Source organism: Pseudomonas sp. IB20, from assembly GCF_009707325.1.
Classification (GTDB): Bacteria; Pseudomonadota; Gammaproteobacteria; order Pseudomonadales; family Pseudomonadaceae; genus Aquipseudomonas.
This window is the reverse complement of the sequence record NZ_CP046103.1, coordinates 2,109,286-2,125,559: the sequence shown is the minus strand read 5'-3', so window position 1 is coordinate 2,125,559 and position 16,274 is coordinate 2,109,286. Positions and strand designations below refer to the sequence as shown.

Genomic DNA, 16,274 nt, shown 5'->3' with positions numbered 1-16,274 from the left:
GCTTTGACCGATGTAGACAGGCAAGCCCACCCCCACATTTCGACCTCATAGCTAGTTAAATCAGCTCTCGGCTCAGAAACGGCGCAGTACGGCTAACCTTGCTTTTCGCCACCTTCTGCGGCGTGCCACTGACAACCACCTTCCCGCCCAAATCCCCCGCCCCCGGGCCGATATCAATCACCCAGTCACTCTGCGCCACCACGCGCATTTCATGCTCCACAACCACCACCGTATGCCCGGCGTCCACCAGATGATTCAGTTGCCTGAGCAAGCGGTCCACATCCCGTGGGTGCAGCCCGGTCGTCGGCTCATCCAGCACGTACAAGGTGGCGCCCCGTGCATTGCGTTGCAGTTCGGTCGCGAGCTTGATGCGCTGCGCCTCACCGCCGGACAGTTCCGTCGCCGGCTGGCCCAAACGCAAATAACCCAGGCCGATATCGCGCAGCACCTGCAGCGAACGCAACACCCCCGGCTGTTCGGCAAACACCTCCACCGCCTGTTCCACCGTCAGCGCCAGCACCTGGGCGATGCTCAAGCCCTGCCATTTGATCGCCAGGGTGTCCGGGTTATAACGCGCACCGTGGCACGTCGGGCACGGCGCATACACGCTCGGCATAAACAGCAACTCGACGCTGACAAACCCTTCACCCTCGCAATTCGGGCAGCGGCCCTTGGCGACGTTGAAGGAGAACTGCCCAGCATCGTAGTGGCGCTTCTTCGCAGCCGGTGTGGCGGCGAACAGTTTGCGCACGTTGTCGAACAGCCCGGTGTAGGTTGCCAGGTTAGAGCGCGGGGTGCGGCCGATGGGTTTCTGGTCTACCTGCACCAGACGGCGGATGTGCTCCAGCCCGGCACTGATACGCCCACCGCTGGTTTGTGGGGTGGCGTCTTCCAGGCTGGGTTCTTCGTCGTTTTCCACAACGCGGCCCAGGCCAATGCCCACCAGTTCCAGCAACGCCTGGCTGACCAGGCTGGATTTGCCCGAGCCGGAAATCCCGGTCACTGCCGTGAAGCAGCCCAGCGGGAAATCCACGTTCAGGTCATTGAGGTTATTGCGTGTCACGCCTTTGAGCTTCAACCAGCCGGAAGGCTCACGACGCGCCTGACTCGAAGGGCGCTGCTCGGCAAACAGATACTCGCGCGTCTGCGACGCCTCGACATCCGCCAAGCCCGCCGGCGGGCCGCTGTACAGCACTTGCCCGCCGTGCTCGCCGGCCGCCGGCCCCACATCGATCAGCCAGTCGGCGCGGCGCATGGTTTCCAGGTCATGCTCCACCACGAACAACGAATTGCCCGCCGCTTTCAGACGCTCAAGCGCGGTGAACAACGCTTCGCCATCCGCCGGGTGCAGGCCCGCCGACGGCTCATCCAGCACATAGATCACGCCGAATAACTGCGAGCCCAATTGCGTGGCCAGCCGCAGGCGCTGCAACTCGCCGGAGGACAAGGTCGGTGTGCTGCGCTCCAAAGACAGATAACCCAGGCCCAATTCAGTCAAGGTGCTGACCCGCTCCAGCAAATCCTGAGCGATACGCTGCGCGGCCAGGCGCTTTTCCACCGACAGTTTCATTTTGTCCTGCCCCGCCGCGACCGGGCGCAGCAACTCGGCCAGTTGCGACAATGACAGCTGCGACAACTCACCAATATCCACCCCGGCGAACTTCACCGACAGCGCCGCCTGGGTCAGCCGTTTGCCCTCGCACACCGGGCAGGCACTGCCTTGCATGAACTGCGACACGCGCTTTTTCATCAGCGCACTTTGGGTGTGGGTGAAGGTGTGCAGGATGTAGCGCCGCGCGCCACTGAAAGTGCCTTGGTAGCTCGGCTCGAGCTTGCGCTTGAGTGCGTCGCGAGTCTGTTCAGGGGTGAAGCCTGCGTACACCGGCACGGTGGGGGTTTCTTCGGTGAACAGGATCCAGTCCCGCTGCTTTTTCGGCAGCTCGCGCCATGGGATATCCACGTCGTAACCCAGGGTCACGAGGATGTCGCGCAGGTTTTGCCCCTGCCACGCCAACGGCCAAGACGCCACCGCGCGTTGACGGATGGTCAAGGACGGGTCGGGCACCATCAGCGCCTCGGTCACTTCGTACACCCGGCCCAGCCCATGGCATTGCGGGCACGCGCCTTGGGGCAGGTTCGGTGAAAAGTCCTCGGCGTACAGCATCGCCTGCCCCGGCGGATAGCTGCCGGCGCGGGAGTACAGCATGCGGATCAGGCTCGACAAGGTGGTAACGCTGCCCACCGAAGAGCGCGCACTCGGCGTGCCGCGCTGCTGTTGCAGGGCCACAGCCGGTGGCAGGCCTTCGATGGAGTCCACGTCCGGCACGCCGACCTGATCGATCAGGCGTCGCGCATAGGGCGCCACCGATTCGAAATAACGCCGCTGGGCCTCGGCATACACCGTGGAAAACGCCAAGGATGATTTGCCGGAGCCCGAGACGCCGGTGAACACCACCAGGGCATCCCGGGGAATGTCCACATCGACGTTACGCAGGTTGTGTTCGCGGGCGCCGCGCACCCGGACAAAACCTGGGCGCTGGGCAGTGATGGGAGGGATGTTGCGCTGTGAAGTCATGGGCAACCTTGTCTGGCGGTGAGCACGCTGCGCACCCGTTGCGTCAAGGCTTCGGGGCTGTAGGGCTTGCTCAGCAGGTGAATGTCGGGGCTCAGCAGGTGATTGCTGGAGAGAATGTCGCGGGTATGCCCGGAGGTGAACAGCACCGCCACCGGCGGCACCTGGGCGCGGGCCCAGTCAGCCAGGTCGGTACTTTTTATCCGGCCGGGCATCACCACATCGGTAAAAATCAGGTCCGGTTGTACGCCGCCCAGCAACGTTTGCATCGCGCGGTCGCCGTCTTCGGCGGTGAGCACGGTGTAGCCCGACTGTTCGAGCAAATCCACTACCGTCACGCGTACGTCAGCATTGTCCTCGACCACCAGGATCGTCTCCTGGCCACCCGTATGCAGCACAGGGTCAACCTCGGTGTCGTGGCTTTCCTCGCCGAGGCTGCGCGGGAAATACATCTGCACCACCGTGCCCCTGCCCTCCTCGCTCCACACCTCCACATGCCCGCCGCTTTGGCGCACAAAACCAAATACCATGCTCAGGCCCAGGCCAGTGCCGTGGCCCTCACGTTTGGTGGTAAAAAAAGGCTCGAACACCCGCGCCAGGATCGCCGCCGACATGCCCCTGCCGATATCCGTGACGGCCAGGCGCACGTACTCGCCCGGCAGGAGGCTCTTACCTGCACAGTCGTCGGGGTTGAGGAGGATGTTTTCGCCGGTAATGCGGATCACGCCCTCGCCTTGCATGGCATCGCGGGCATTGATCGCCAGGTTGAGCAGCGCGTTTTCCAACTGGTTGCGGTCGACGTTGATGCACCAGGAATCCTGGGGCAGTTGCACATCGATATGGATGGTTTCGCCCAACGCACGCTGCAGCAGTTCGACCAACCCGGCATAAATGCGCTGAGGGTTATAGACCGCCGGCGACAGCGGTTGACGGCGGGCAAAGGCCAGCAGTTGCGAAGACAGTTTGGCGCCGCGCTCCACCGCCGCGATGGCGGCCGTGACACGCCGCTGCACCTGGGCGTTTTCCGGTTCATGCCGGGCCAGCAGGTGCAGGTTGCCAGCGATCACTTGCAGCAGGTTGTTGAAGTCGTGGGCCACGCCGCCGGTGAGGCCCCCAATCGCTTCAAGCTTCTGCGATTGGCGCAGTTGCGCTTCGGCGGCGGAACGCGCCTGCACTTCGGCAGCCACGCGTTGCTCCAGGTTATGGGTCAATTCCTGGCGCAGGCGCTCGGAGTTCACGTGCGCGGTGGTCTCCACCACAATCGCCAGCACCCCGGCCGGTTGCTGGTTATCGCCGGCGAGGGGGCTGTAGTAAAGGTCCATCCACACATCTTCGGGCTTGCCGTTGCGCAGCAGCACCAGTTCTTTGTTGTTGAACGACAACGTGCCACCCGCCAGGCAAGTGTCCAGCACATAGCGGTTGAACTCGGCCACTTCAGGCCAGCCCTGCTCCACGGGCGTACCGAGCAAATACGGGTGCCGCCCGCCGGCAAGCACCGAATAGCTGTCGTTGTAGATCATGTGCCCCGCCGGGCCCCAGAGCATCACCATCGGTATGGGCGAGGCCAGCATCATCTGCACGTTGCAGGCCAGGCTGGTGCTCCAGCTGTCGATCGGGCCCAGGTCAGTGCTCGACCAATCGAAGGCACGAATACGCCGGGCCATTTCACCAGACCAGCCTTCACAGCCGTAGGGGTTAGATAAAAATTGCATCGGTTGGCTCTGTGCAAAGAGAGGGCAGTCGCAAGTTTTGGAGCACGCCAGCAGCAGATGGTTTCACTGGGTATACGTTAGGGGGTAATGCCGGCAAAAACCACTGGCCTCAGTGAAAATCTCGGCTGCGCACATGAATGCCTTCCAACAGCGGCGTCAGGTCGCTCAGGCGCCCGGCAATCAGGTGCCGCACCTCGCCTACAGCTTCCCAGCGCCCGTCGACTTTCAACAGTCGTGAACCGATTAATGCCTGGCGCTGACGCTCGGCCAGGTCGCGCCAGACCACCACATTGAGGTTGCCGAATTCATCCTCCAGCGTGACAAAGGTCACCCCGCTGGCGGTGCCCGGGCGCTGTCGACCGGTGACCAACCCCGCGACGCTGACATTGCGCCCATGCTCCACCGTCATCAGCTCCTGGGAACTGCGGCAGCGGCGCTTACGCAACTCAGCACGCAACAACGCCAACGGATGCGGGCCGAGGGTGGTACCCACCGTGGCATAGTCGGCGTGCAGGTCCTCGCCGACCGTAGGGGCAGGCAGTTCCACCCGCGCTTCATCGGGGCTGGGCAGGCCAGCAAACAGCCCCAGCTGCTTATGCACGCCCGCCACCTCCCAGCGCGCCTTGTGCCGGTTGCCGGCCAGGGCGCGCAAGGCGCCCGAGTCCGCCAGCAACGCCTGGGCGCGGGCATCCAGCCCGGCACGCTCGTCGAGGTCGGCAATGTCGCTGAACGCCCGGCGCTGGCGGGCCGCTTCGATGCGCCGGCCATCCTCCTCGCGAAACCCCGAGATCATGCGCAACCCCATACGAATCGCCGGTTGCTGGCCGTCGATGGGTTCCAGGCTGCAATCCCAGTCACTGGCCAGCACATCCACCGGGCGAATCTGCAAGCGATGACGCCGCGCATCCTGCAGGATCTGGTCCGGGCTGTAGAAGCCCATCGGCCAGCTGTTGATCAGTGCACAGGCGAAGGCCGCCGGTTCATGGCATTTGAGCCAGCAACTGGCGTACGTCAGCAAGGCGAAACTGGCCGCGTGGGACTCGGGAAAACCATAGCTGCCAAAGCCTTTGATTTGCTCGAAAATCTGCGCGGCAAATTCCTCGCTGTAACCGTTTTTGAGCATGCCGGTGCGCAGGCGCGCCTGATGCGGTTCCAGCCCGCCGTGGCGTTTCCAGGCCGCCATAGAGCGGCGCAACTGGTCGGCCTCACCGGGGCCATAATCGGCGGCAACCATGGCGATTTGCATGACCTGCTCCTGGAACAGCGGCACGCCCAAAGTGCGCTTTAACACGGCCTCAAGCTGCGGCGACGGATAGGTGGTGGGCTCTTCCTTGTTCCGCCTCCGCAGGTACGGATGCACCATGCCGCCCTGGATCGGCCCGGGCCGCACGATAGCGACCTCAATCACCAGGTCATAGAAAGTTTGCGGCTTGAGCCTGGGCAGCATCGACATCTGCGCCCGCGACTCGATCTGGAACACACCGATGGTGTCGGCCTTGCTGATCATCGCGTAGGTGGCGGGGTCTTCCTTGGGGATGCTCGCCAAGGCCAAGTCCAAGTTGCGGTGGCGACGCAGTAAATCGAAGCAGCGGCGGATCGCGCTGAGCATGCCTAACGCGAGGATATCCACCTTGAGCAGGCCGACGGCATCGAGGTCGTCCTTGTCCCACTGGATGATGGTGCGCTCGGCCATGGCGGCGTTTTCCACCGGCACCAGGGTGTCCAACGGGTATTCGGAAATCACAAAACCGCCGGGGTGCTGGGACAGGTGCCGGGGGAAGCCGATCAATTGCTGGGTGAGCGTGAGCACGCGGCGCAAGATCGGGCTTTGCGGGTCGAAGCCGCCTTCGCGCAGGCGCTCCAAGGGCGGTGCGTCTTCACTCCAACGCCCGCAGCATTCAGCCAAGGCGTTGATCTGGTCCGGCGGCAAGCCGAGGGCCTTGGCCACATCGCGCACCGCGCCAGCCGCGTGGTAGCTGCTGACCACCGCCGTCAACGCTGCTCGGGTGCGGCCGTAGCGCTGGAACACGTACTGCAGCACTTCTTCGCGGCGTTCGTGTTCGAAGTCGACGTCGATATCCGGCGGCTCGTTGCGCTCCTTGGACAGGAAGCGCTCGAACAGCATGTTCATCAGGCTCGGGTTGATCTCGGTGATGCCCAAGGCAAAACACACCGCCGAGTTGGCCGCCGAACCCCGGCCCTGGCACAGGATCGAGCGGCTGCGGGCGAAGCGCACGATGTCATGCACGGTGAGGAAATAGCTCTCGTAGCCCAGCTCGCTGATCAGCTCCAGCTCATGGTTGATCTGCTGCAAGGTCTTGGCGTCGACACCCTGGGGCCAGCGCTGGGCGATGCCCTCTTCGGTGAGCTGGCGCAGCCAGGATTTCGCATCCTGGCCTGCGGGTACCAGCTCGCGCGGGTAGTGGTAACGCAACTGGCTCAAGTCGAAGGTGCAGCGCCGCGCGATAGCCAGGGTTTCGTCGAGCAAGGCTTGCGGGTACAGCGCGGCCAAGGCGCCGAGGCTGCGCAGATGCCGCTCGCCATTGGGGTGCAGGCGCGTGCCGGCGTCGGCCACCGTGACGTGATGGCGGATCGCGGTCATGGTGTCTTGCAGGGCACGGCGGCCACGCGCATGCATGTGCACATCGCCGCAGGCCACCGCCGGAATATGCAGGCTGGCGGCCAGGGCCAGGCGCTGCGCCAGATGGCGCGCATCGTCCTGGCCGCAATGCAGGTGCACCGCCAGCCACAGCCGTTCGGCGAAGGTGCGGCGCAGCCATTGGATCGAGGCTTGGGTGTCGCTGTCTTCGGCGACCCACAATGCCAGCAACCCCGGCAGTGGCTGGTCGAAGTCTTCCTGTAGCAGGCGATAGCGGCCTTTTTCGGCGCGGCGTCGGGCCAGGGTGATCAGGCGGCACAGGTGTTGGTAACCGCTGAGGTCCTGCACCAGCAGCACCAGTTTCGGGCCGTTCTCGATGCGCACCTCGCTGCCGATAATCAGCGGCAAGTCCACCGCCTTCGCCGCCTGCCAGGCGCGCACGATGCCCGATAAAGTGCATTCATCGGTGATCGCCAAGGCGCTATAACCCTGGCGCTTGGCGCGCTCGAACAGCTCCAGCGCACTCGACGCGCCGCGTTGGAAGCTGAAATTGGACAGGCAATGCAGCTCGGCGTAGCTCATGCAAACCAGCCTTGCAGCCACAGCCCATCGCTTTGCCCCACGGTGCGATAGGCCCAGCCTTGCTGCCCGGCGCGGGTCTGGATCAGGTAATAGTCGCGGCGAATATCGGCGCCATCCCACCAGCCGGACTCGATGCGTTCCGGGCCCATCAAAATCTGTACGCCCTGCTCGGCCAGCAAGGTCGGTTCGTGCAGCAGCCAACCGGGGCGTTGCACCTTGCTCAAGCTTTGGCACGCGCGGTTATCGGCGGCGGCTTGCCAGGCGCATTCGGGGCGGTGGTCGGCATGAAAACGCAAGCCTTGCACCGCTTCATCGCCAAGACGTGCGCGCAGGCGTTCGCGCAGTTGCTCCCAGGGCAAAGTCTGTTGCGGGCGGTCGTCGAACAAGTCCTGGCGCTGCGGCACGAACACCGGCAGGTCCTGGGCCACCAGGCGAAAGCCGCGTACCGGCGAGGTGACTTGTACCTGTTCCAGGCGGCCACGGGCCAGTTCGAAGAGCATCGCCGGTTCACGCTCGGCGCTGAGCAGGCCGACCTTGATCACGCTGTCGGGCGCCTGGGCGTGTTCCAAGTGCAGGTCGAAACGCTGCACGCCACTGTCGCGCCCGCAAAGGAAGGCAGACAGGTCACCGGTCAGGCGGCGCAAGGGAAACAGCAGCGCCTGGTGGGATTGCACGTCGAAATTCAACTCGATGCGCACATCGAACTGGTCCGGCGGCTGATAGAACGCCAGTGGCAGCGGCCGCTGCCCGGTCAGTGCATCCAGGTGCTTGAGCAAGCTGGCGTCAAAACGCCGCGCCAGCGTATGCCGGGGCAACGCCTGCACCTGGGCCAGCGTGCGCAGGCCCATGCGCGACAAGGCGGTGGCGGCCTGCGGTTCAAGGCCAGCGCGATCAATCGGCAGTGGCGCCAGGGCTTGGTGCAGCGCGTGCTCATCGGCCACGGCCAGGCCATCGTAACTATTCGCCAGCACCCGCGCCGCTGCCGGGTTGGGTGCAGCGACGATACGGTGGCGAAACCCCAGCTCGGTCAGCTCCTGGCGCAACCGCGCCTCGAACTGCGGCCACGGCCCGAACAGGCCAAGGCTCGACTCGATCTCGAACAACAAGGCGCGCGGGTAATACACGCTGACCTGGGAACTGAAACGGTAGGCCCAGGCCGCGAGAAACTGCTGCCAGCGCTCGATCTCTGCGGGGTCGTATTCGGCGCTGGCGAAGGTCTTGGCCAGCGCATGCGCGGCGGTCAGCGATTGCCCGGGGCGCAGACCCAAGTCGCGCGCGGCGTCATTGACGGTTTGCAGCACGCGGCGCTGCGGCGTGCCGGCCAGCAGCGCCAGCGGTTGCTCGGGCTCGGGCTCGGGATGCACACGCTGCACCCCGTCCAGCGCCAATTGCGGGAAGACAATACACACCCAGCGCATGGCAACCTCAGTGCCCCGCCAGCGCAATCGGCGCCGGATGAGCCAACCCGCCGCGGCACTTGAGCACCCGCACTTGCGCAGGTTTTGCCTCAACGGCCAGGCGCAAGGCGGCGGGCGATGCATTAACCGCCTCCTGTAAAGAGCGCCAGGCAAACGCCAGGGTCTGCCCGGTTTCGGCCGCCACCTGCAAGCGGCGCAGGGCACGGTCATCGGCCTTGCGCGGCCAGCACAACACCGCGCCGCAGCTGCCGGAACGCAGGCATTGCTCGACCGCCCACAAGGCATCGCGCTCTTCGGCCTGGATCACCGAGAGCTGACGCAAATCCACCCCGGCGTTCTGCCAGGCGTGCGGGTACGGCGTGTAAGGTGGCGCGACCAGCACGATGCGCTCGCCAGCCTTTGATAAGCGCGCCAGGGTCGGCAACACCAATTGCAATTCGCCGACCCCTTCCTTGGCCATCAGGATTTCGCTCAGGGCCGCCTCCGGCCAGCCGCCGCTGGGCAGCACCGCATCCAGCGCCGCAAGCCCGGTGGGGTGCACGCTGGCCGGTGGCGCGGCAGGCCGGCCCTTCCAGACTCGGCCGCCATTGAACAGCGAGTCCAGGGCAACGACGGCGCCCATCAGCCTTGCCTCACCAGGCCGCAGAACACCCCTTCGATGGCCAGGTCCTGATCGGGCCCGACCACGATGGGTTGATACGCGGGGTTGCGCGGCAGCAAGCGCACATGCTCGCCGTGACGTTCAAAGCGTTTGATGGTGACTTCGCCGTCCAGGCGCGCCACCACAATCTGGCCGTTCAAGGCTTCGGCGCTGCGGCGCACGCCCACCAAGTCGCCGTCGAGGATGCCGTCTTCGATCATTGAATCGCCCTGGACCCGCAGCAAGTAGTCCGGGGTTTTGGCGAAGGTGGCGGGGTCGAGTTGCAGGCGGTTGTGGACTTCGGCGTCGGCGCCGATGGGCAAGCCGGCGGCGACGCGGCCGAGCACGGGCACGTCCAGCCATTCGGGACGAGCCGGCTGGTTAAGCAGGCGAATGCCACGGGCCTGGTTGGGGTTGACCTCGATGAAGCCGGCTTCGGTGAGCGCCACCACGTGCTTGCGGGCGACGCTGCGCGAGGCGAAGCCGAACGCCTCGGCGATCTCGGCGAGGCTGGGAGGCTGGCCTTGTTGCGCGATACGGTCGCGAATGAAGGTCAGGATGGCGGTGCGGCGGGGGGTCAGGGTTGTCATGGAGTACATTTGTACTCTTGTGGGAAATTCCTGACAATAGCCGGTAGTCGGACGGGGGTTTGATCGAGTACATATCCGTTATTTGGGTAACGGCTGATATGGGTTCCGCCCTTACGGCGGGTCACTTTTGGAAAAGAGCCCGGAATGCCGGCCCAGCCAAAAGTGACCCGCTGCAAGAGCGAAACCATACGAAGCCGTTACCGCCGCAACGGATATGTACTCAGTCCAAATCACTCGCATCATGCTGTTCTGCTTCTGCCGTGCTTTTGCTTCAACCACTCACTGCTTTTGATCTGACAGGCCCCGTTAACCACGATGGCCGAACACAGGCGAGGCACCGAGTGGTGGGGCAAAGACCTTTTGGTTACTTTTAGCTGGGCCGGCATTCCGGGCGTTTGCCAAAAGTGCCCCCCTCACCACCCCTCTTTCAACATACGCAACTCCAGGTGCTGCAACAGCATGATGGTCTTACCATCCACAATCTCACCGCTCTGCACCATCGCCAGCGCCTGCTCAAAGCCCAGCTCCAGCACTTCGATATCCTCGCCCTCTTCCTCCAAGCCACCCCCCGTACCGACCCGATCCTCCGCCTGATACTCACCGATAAAGAAGTGAATCCGCTCAGTCACCGACCCCGGGCTCATGAACGCCGCATAGATTTTCTCCACATAACCAACGCGGTACCCGGTCTCTTCCTCAGCTTCCAGGCGAATACGTTCCTCAGGGCTGGCATTGTCCAACAAACCGGCAGCGGCTTCGATCAAGTAACCCGGGTAATCGTTGACGAAGGTGGGCATACGAAACTGGCGAATCAGCAGCACCGTGCGCTGCGCACGGTTGTACAACAGGATGGTCGCACCGTTGCCCCGGTCATACACCTCGCGCGTCTGGGCTTGCCAACTGCCGTCCTGCCTGCGCAAGTCGAAGCTGTACTTTTTCAGAAGGTACCAACTGTCCGAGAGGGTTTCCTCAGCGGTGATTCGAATGGGGCTGTTGTCCATGCTCAGGCCTCTGCGCAAATGTGCAGGAGCATCTCGCGCCGTCAATACCAGCGTCAAGCGCATCACTTGCGGCTACAATCGCGCCCCAAGAAGGATCTCCCTGCGGGTTCAAGGAAATGATGCTGCACATCCCGACGCTATTGATAGTGGCCGTGTTCGTGTTCTGCCTGATGGGCCTACTGACGGCGCATGCCTGGAGCCGTGGCCGCGAACCGACCCTAGGCTATCTGGGCATCATGCTGTTGCTCGCCTCCCTGGGCACCGGGCTGATTGTGGTACGCGGTATGGGCATGGACTTTGTCGCGCTGATCATCGGCAACGTGGTGCTGCTGCTCAGCGCCGCCATGAACTGGACCGCCATGCGCGCTTTTGTGCAGCGCAAACCCAATGTGCCGGGGATCTTTGCCGGTGCCGGGCTGTGGTTGTTGATGTGCCTGGTGCCGCCGTTCTACGCCTCGCTGTCGGCGCGGGTCACGCTGTATTCGCTGTTGGCGGCCGGGTATGGCGTGTTGTCGGCGCTGGAACTATGGCGCCGGCGCGCCAGCCTGGAAGTCGCCTACGCCCCCGCCCTGGTGCTGACCCTGTGGCACACCGGTTTCTATGGCATTCGTGCCTTTACCGACCCCGGCCTGCCGATCAAGAGCGCGCAGGCCTCGGGCAGCGAAGGCGTGCCGTTTTTCTCGTTCATGCTGTTTGAATCCATGCTGTACGCCATCGGCATTGCCTACGTCACCCTGGCGATGGTCAAGGAGCGCGCCGAACTGCGCTTCAAAGCCGCCGCCTTCAGTGATGCGTTGACCGGCATCGGCAACCGCCGCGCCTTTATGCTCAAAGGTGAGCAACTGTTGGCCGACAGCGCTCGGCGTAACCAGGGCGCAGCCCTGCTGCTGTGCGACCTGGACCACTTCAAGCGCCTGAATGACAACTTCGGCCACCCCATGGGCGACCAGGCCTTGATCGCGTTCAGCCGGGTGGCTGAAGCGACATTGCGGTCCACCGACGTGTTCGCACGCATCGGTGGCGAAGAGTTCGCCTGCCTGCTCGCCGACAGCGATGCCGCCGGCGCGTTTGAAGTGGCCGAGCGTATTCGCCAGACGTTCGCGCAGTTGGACCTGTTGGCCCCCGGCTACTTGGGCGTGAGCATTGGCATCGTCACCTCCCAGGCGGGCGGCGACCTCTCTCAATTGCTCTCGCAGGCCGACCAGGCGCTGTACCTGGCCAAGGCACGAGGGCCGCAGGGGCGCAATCGGGTGCAGGTGGCCGCCGCGCTGTAACACTTTGCAAGCAAACCCCATGCGCGGCTGTCGAATTAATTCCTGCCTGCATAAGCCATCTGGTAAAACCCGTGCTTCGCCTTTATATGGGTACCTTCATGTCATCTCGTTTTATCGCTCGCCTGGGCCTGCGCTGGTTTCCCCTGCTGTGCATGGCCATCCTGATCATCGGTTTGCCGGTGGGCTGCGCCGTGCTGCAACACAAAGAGCGCGAGCTGGTGTTCCGTATCGAGCCGGGCACGGCCGGCTGGTACACCGGCTTGCCTAAGGCGGTGCAGGAATTCGATATCAAGCCCGCCAGTTTCAAACCGGGGCAAAACCTTCACGGCTGGTGGTACCCGGCCGACAACAAGGACGCGCCGGCCATTCTCTACCTGCACGGCGTGCGCTGGAACCTCACCGGGCAGCTGTTTCGCATCGAGCAACTGCACGCGCTGGGCTTCTCGGTGCTGGCCATCGACTACCGTGGTTTCGGCCAAAGCCACGGCGATTTGCCGTCGGAAACCAGTGTGTATGAAGACGCCCGCATCGCCTGGGAACGCTTCCAAGTGCTGCAACCCGACCCAGCCAAACGCCTGATCTACGGGCACTCCCTGGGTGGCGCGGTGGCCATCGACCTGGCGGCCGAATTGAGTAAGCAGACACCGCTGCCCGTGCGCGGGCTGGTGATCGAATCCACCTTCACCTCGCTGGGGGACGCGGCCGCCGCCGTCGCCAATACCTCGTTGCCGGTGCGCTGGCTGCTGTCGCAGAAGTTTGACTCCATCGACAAAATGGCCAACGTGCACATGCCGCTGCTGGTGGTCCACGGCCTGGCCGACCAGTACGTGCCACCGCGTTTCAGCCAGCAATTGTTTGATGCCGCCCAGGAGCCCAAGCGGCTGTTGCTGGTGCCGGGCGCCACACACAACAACAGCATGAGCCTGGCCGGACGCAGTTATGGCCAGGCGCTGGAAAACCTCATGCGCGCAAAAGCACCGGCGCAGGTGGTCACGCACTCCACAGGCCGTGATAGCGACTCATAAACATACTTTTCGGCACTGGGTTCGCACTTGGCTGTCAAGCGCAAACCCTGCCCATACTGGCCCGCGTTGAAAGTTGATCAAATATTGACCGAGGGCTAAATCGCCAACCCTGCCGGGCCTTCGCAAAGTTATCCACAGAGATACCCACGGTTTTCGTGGACAACTCTTTTTACTTTTTTACGATTTTTTTGCTCAGCAAACGCCTGTGGGAAACGTTCCAGGCAGCAAAATCTCGCGACTCACATCGCGTATATCGTTATAGCCACACAGCGCCATCGACACATCCAACTCCCGGGCGATGATGTCAAGGGCCTTGGTCACGCCCGCTTCGCCCATGGCGCCTAAACCATACAAGTGCGGGCGGCCGATCATGGTGCCTTTGGCGCCCAACGCCATCGCCTTGAGCACGTCCTGGCCGGAGCGAATGCCGCCGTCGAGCCACACTTCAATTTGCGTGCCTACCGCCTCAACAATCGCCGGCAGTTGGCTGATGCTCGACGGTGCGCCATCCAACTGGCGGCCGCCGTGGTTGCTCACCACCAGCGCGTCTGCACCGGAGTTGGCCGCCAGGCGCGCATCTTCCACATCAAGGATGCCCTTGATGATCAGCTTGCCGCCCCAGCATTTCTTGATCCACTCCACATCGTCCCAGCTCAGACGCGGGTCGAACTGCTGCGCGGTCCACGACGACAGCGAACTCATGTCCGCCACACCTTTTACATGCCCAACGATATTGCCGAAACCCCGGCGCTTAGTGCCGAGCATGCCCATTACCCAGCGCGGCTTGGTTGCCATGTTGAGGATATTCGGCAAGGTCAGTTTCGGCGGCGCCGACAGGCCGTTGATCAAGTCCTTGTGGCGTTGCCCGAGGATCTGCAAATCGAGGGTCAGCACCAGCGCATCAACCCCGGCGGCCTTGGCGCGCTCGATCAACTGCTCGATAAACGCACGGTCGCGCATCACATACAGCTGGAACCAGAACGGCTGGCCGACGTGTTCGGCGATATCTTCCAGGGAGCAGATGCTCATGGTCGACAAGGTGTAACGCAGGCCGAACGCGGCGGCGGCGCGGGCGGTGAGGATCTCGCCATCGGCATGCTGCATGCCCGCAAGCCCCGTCGGTGCCAGTGCCACGGGCATGGCCATGTCCTGGCCAATCATGCTGGCGCGGATCGAACGCTGATCGATATTGCGCGCCACGCGCTGGCGGAATTGGATGCGGGCAAAATCGCTTTCATTCGCCCGGTAGGTGCTTTCAGTCCAGGAGCCGGAATCGGCGTAGTCGTAGAACATCCGTGGGACACGTTTTTGCGCCAGCTTGCGTAAGTCTTCGATGGTTGTGATCAACGGCATCTAGGTCACCTCTCCCTGAACTGAGCCCAGAGAGTAACCGCCCATCGGCGACGCAACCAGTCATTGCGTTTATATAGAGGCAAGCTTAATCTTGGCATAAAACCGCAGAAAGATGCACAAACATGCACAGCACTCATCAAGCCATCGACCTACCTTCGTTGCGCAAACAGAAAATCCTGTTGCTGCTGGAGCGCGACGGCAAAGTCACCGCCTCAGAATTGGTGGAACACTTTGCGGTGTCCCAGGACACCATCCGCCGCGACCTCGGTGAACTCGCCGCCGCTGGCCTGTTGCAACGCGTGCACGGCGGCGCCCTGCCCCGGCCCAAAGACACCGGCAAAGACTTCTTCACCCGCGTCGGCGAGACCAATGAGGTCAAGCGCCACCTCGCGCAACTGGCGGCGGATCGCGTTGAAGATGGCCAGATCGTACTGTTCGATTCCGGCTCCACTACGCTGCAGATTGCCCAATCCTTGCCGCGCTCGATCCGCCTGACCGTGGTCACGCCGTCGCCGATGATTGCCATTGCCCTGGCCGACCATCCCGACGTGAAAGTGATTTTGACCGGCGGCCAACTCAACCCCGCCACCTTGTCCACCAGCGGCCACGAAACCGTGCGCCTGATCCAGAGCATCAAGGCCGACCTGCTGTTTACCGGCGTGTGCGCGCTGCACCCGCAGGTGGGCATCAGCTCGCTGCATTTCGATGAAGTGGCGGTCAAGCAAGCGCTGCTCGACAGTGCATCGCACGTGGTGGCCGTGACCATGGCAGACAAGCTTGGCGCCGTAGAACCATTTGTGGTGGGGCCGTGCAACCGCATCCATACGCTGATCACCGAGTGGCATGTGCAGGGTGTCGAGGCGTATGAGCAGTTAGGTTTGGAAGTGCTGCGGGTTGAGGTCGAGTAGGTGAAAAACGAACGTCCAAGCAAAGCAGGTTGAATGTGGGAGCTGTCGAGCGTTAGCGAGGCTGCGATGGGATCACCGCGTTCTACCTGCAAGACCGTAGCGCCTGCATCGCAGCCTCACTAACGCTCGACAGCTCGCGCGCCCAAGCATTGAAACCAGTTCGTTAGCGAGGCTGCGATGGGATCACCGCGTTCTACCTGCAAGACCGTAGCGCCTGCATCGCAGCCTCACTAACGCTCGACAGCTCCCAAATGCGCGCGCCCAAGCATTGAAACCAGTTCCCTGGCGGTGCAGTGCTGCAACTTGCGCGCGGTGTCGCGGCCCTGCTGCTCCACACTCAAGTAATCGACCTGGCCATGCTCAGAGGCCCAGCTTGCGCTCAGCTTTGGCGGCCTGCTCGTTGATGGCGTCGGTCTGGCGTTCGATGTCCTTGATCGAGGTGGGCGTCAGCACCTTGTCAACGGTTTCAGTCTTCGGGTTCGGACGTTCCAGGGTCTGGCCCTTGGCGGGTTTTTCAGTGCCTTTCTGGGCGTCTTCGGAGCTGATGGGGGCTGGGGTTTTATCGGCAGTCACAGTCTTTCTCCAAGCAGTTGAAGGCCC

General features: G+C 63.2%; 12 protein-coding genes and 1 pseudogene. 3 read left to right on the top strand and 10 right to left on the bottom strand.

The genetic code is table 11. The annotated features are described in order from the left end of the window. Nucleotides 1–55: 55 nt before the first annotated feature. The 7 genes from uvrA to GJU48_RS09935 form a co-directional block, all read right to left on the bottom strand. Entirely contained in the window at nt 56–2,575 is a 2,520-nt protein-coding gene (uvrA, locus tag GJU48_RS09965) for an excinuclease ABC subunit UvrA (protein ID WP_094952640.1), read from the bottom strand. Next, nucleotides 2,572–4,284: an ATP-binding protein gene (locus GJU48_RS09960; protein ID WP_094952639.1), complete on the bottom strand. Its 1,713-nt coding sequence runs from the start codon at nt 4,282–4,284 to the stop codon at nt 2,572–2,574. The genes uvrA and GJU48_RS09960 overlap by 4 nt, the downstream gene beginning before the upstream one ends. Nucleotides 4,285–4,393: 109 nt before the next feature. Continuing rightward, complete coding sequence (locus tag GJU48_RS09955) at nt 4,394–7,486, bottom strand: error-prone DNA polymerase (RefSeq protein WP_218193677.1); 3,093 nt, start codon at nt 7,484–7,486, stop codon at nt 4,394–4,396. Next, complete coding sequence (locus GJU48_RS09950) at nt 7,462–8,883, bottom strand: Y-family DNA polymerase (protein ID WP_094952637.1); 1,422 nt, start codon at nt 8,881–8,883, stop codon at nt 7,462–7,464. The genes GJU48_RS09955 and GJU48_RS09950 overlap by 25 nt, the downstream gene beginning before the upstream one ends. Nucleotides 8,884–8,890: 7 nt before the next feature. Next, entirely contained in the window at nt 8,891–9,505 is a 615-nt protein-coding gene (gene imuA, locus GJU48_RS09945; protein ID WP_094952636.1) for a translesion DNA synthesis-associated protein ImuA, read from the bottom strand. Beyond that, nucleotides 9,505–10,122 carry a transcriptional repressor LexA gene (lexA, locus tag GJU48_RS09940; protein ID WP_094952635.1) on the bottom strand — a complete coding sequence of 206 codons (618 nt, stop codon included), beginning with the start codon at nt 10,120–10,122 and terminating at the stop codon, nt 9,505–9,507. Before lexA ends, imuA begins: the two co-directional genes overlap by 1 nt. Nucleotides 10,123–10,526: 404 nt before the next feature. Next, a complete protein-coding gene (locus GJU48_RS09935; protein ID WP_094950196.1) occupies nt 10,527–11,114 on the bottom strand; it encodes an NUDIX domain-containing protein in 588 nt (195 codons plus the stop codon). A 116-nt stretch (nt 11,115–11,230) separates the two neighbouring features. Between GJU48_RS09935 and GJU48_RS09930 the strand changes: the two genes are divergently transcribed. Together GJU48_RS09930 and GJU48_RS09925 are read left to right on the top strand one after the other, a co-directional pair. Next, nucleotides 11,231–12,388: a GGDEF domain-containing protein gene (locus tag GJU48_RS09930; protein ID WP_155295973.1), complete on the top strand. Its 1,158-nt coding sequence runs from the start codon at nt 11,231–11,233 to the stop codon at nt 12,386–12,388. 98 nt (nt 12,389–12,486) lie between these two features. Then, nucleotides 12,487–13,413, top strand: coding sequence for an alpha/beta hydrolase (locus GJU48_RS09925; RefSeq protein ID WP_094950232.1), 927 nt, complete (start codon nt 12,487–12,489; stop codon nt 13,411–13,413). A 192-nt stretch (nt 13,414–13,605) separates the two neighbouring features. On the opposite strand, the gene GJU48_RS09920 is transcribed toward GJU48_RS09925, so the two are convergent. Then, nucleotides 13,606–14,766: an alpha-hydroxy acid oxidase gene (locus tag GJU48_RS09920; protein WP_094950194.1), complete on the bottom strand. Its 1,161-nt coding sequence runs from the start codon at nt 14,764–14,766 to the stop codon at nt 13,606–13,608. 122 nt (nt 14,767–14,888) lie between these two features. On the opposite strand from GJU48_RS09920, the gene GJU48_RS09915 reads away from it, so the two are divergent. Next, the gene (locus GJU48_RS09915) at nt 14,889–15,674 is read left to right on the top strand and encodes a DeoR/GlpR family DNA-binding transcription regulator (protein WP_094950193.1); all 786 of its coding nucleotides are present in this window, start codon (nt 14,889–14,891) and stop codon (nt 15,672–15,674) included. 251 nt (nt 15,675–15,925) lie between these two features. Here the strand turns inward: GJU48_RS09915 and GJU48_RS25130 are convergent. Together GJU48_RS25130 and GJU48_RS09910 are read right to left on the bottom strand one after the other, a co-directional pair. Further along, nucleotides 15,926–16,009, bottom strand: a pseudogene (locus tag GJU48_RS25130) (DNA methylase); the annotation flags it as partial. Nucleotides 16,010–16,034: 25 nt separating this feature from the next. After that, entirely contained in the window at nt 16,035–16,247 is a 213-nt protein-coding gene (locus tag GJU48_RS09910; RefSeq protein WP_094950192.1) for a hypothetical protein, read from the bottom strand. Between the last annotated feature and the right edge of the window lie 27 nt (nt 16,248–16,274).

Coding starts and splice junctions, on each gene's coding strand:
- GJU48_RS09915 (WP_094950193.1), top strand. CDS start 14,889: ATGCACAGCACTCATCAAGCCATCGACCTACCTTCGTTGCGCAAACAG.
- GJU48_RS09935 (WP_094950196.1), bottom strand. CDS start 11,114: ATGGACAACAGCCCCATTCGAATCACCGCTGAGGAAACCCTCTCGGAC.
- GJU48_RS09930 (WP_155295973.1), top strand. CDS start 11,231: ATGATGCTGCACATCCCGACGCTATTGATAGTGGCCGTGTTCGTGTTC.
- GJU48_RS09920 (WP_094950194.1), bottom strand. CDS start 14,766: ATGCCGTTGATCACAACCATCGAAGACTTACGCAAGCTGGCGCAAAAA.
- GJU48_RS09950 (WP_094952637.1), bottom strand. CDS start 8,883: ATGCGCTGGGTGTGTATTGTCTTCCCGCAATTGGCGCTGGACGGGGTG.
- imuA (WP_094952636.1), bottom strand. CDS start 9,505: ATGGGCGCCGTCGTTGCCCTGGACTCGCTGTTCAATGGCGGCCGAGTC.
- GJU48_RS09960 (WP_094952639.1), bottom strand. CDS start 4,284: ATGCAATTTTTATCTAACCCCTACGGCTGTGAAGGCTGGTCTGGTGAA.
- lexA (WP_094952635.1), bottom strand. CDS start 10,122: ATGTACTCCATGACAACCCTGACCCCCCGCCGCACCGCCATCCTGACC.
- uvrA (WP_094952640.1), bottom strand. CDS start 2,575: ATGACTTCACAGCGCAACATCCCTCCCATCACTGCCCAGCGCCCAGGT.
- GJU48_RS09925 (WP_094950232.1), top strand. CDS start 12,487: ATGTCATCTCGTTTTATCGCTCGCCTGGGCCTGCGCTGGTTTCCCCTG.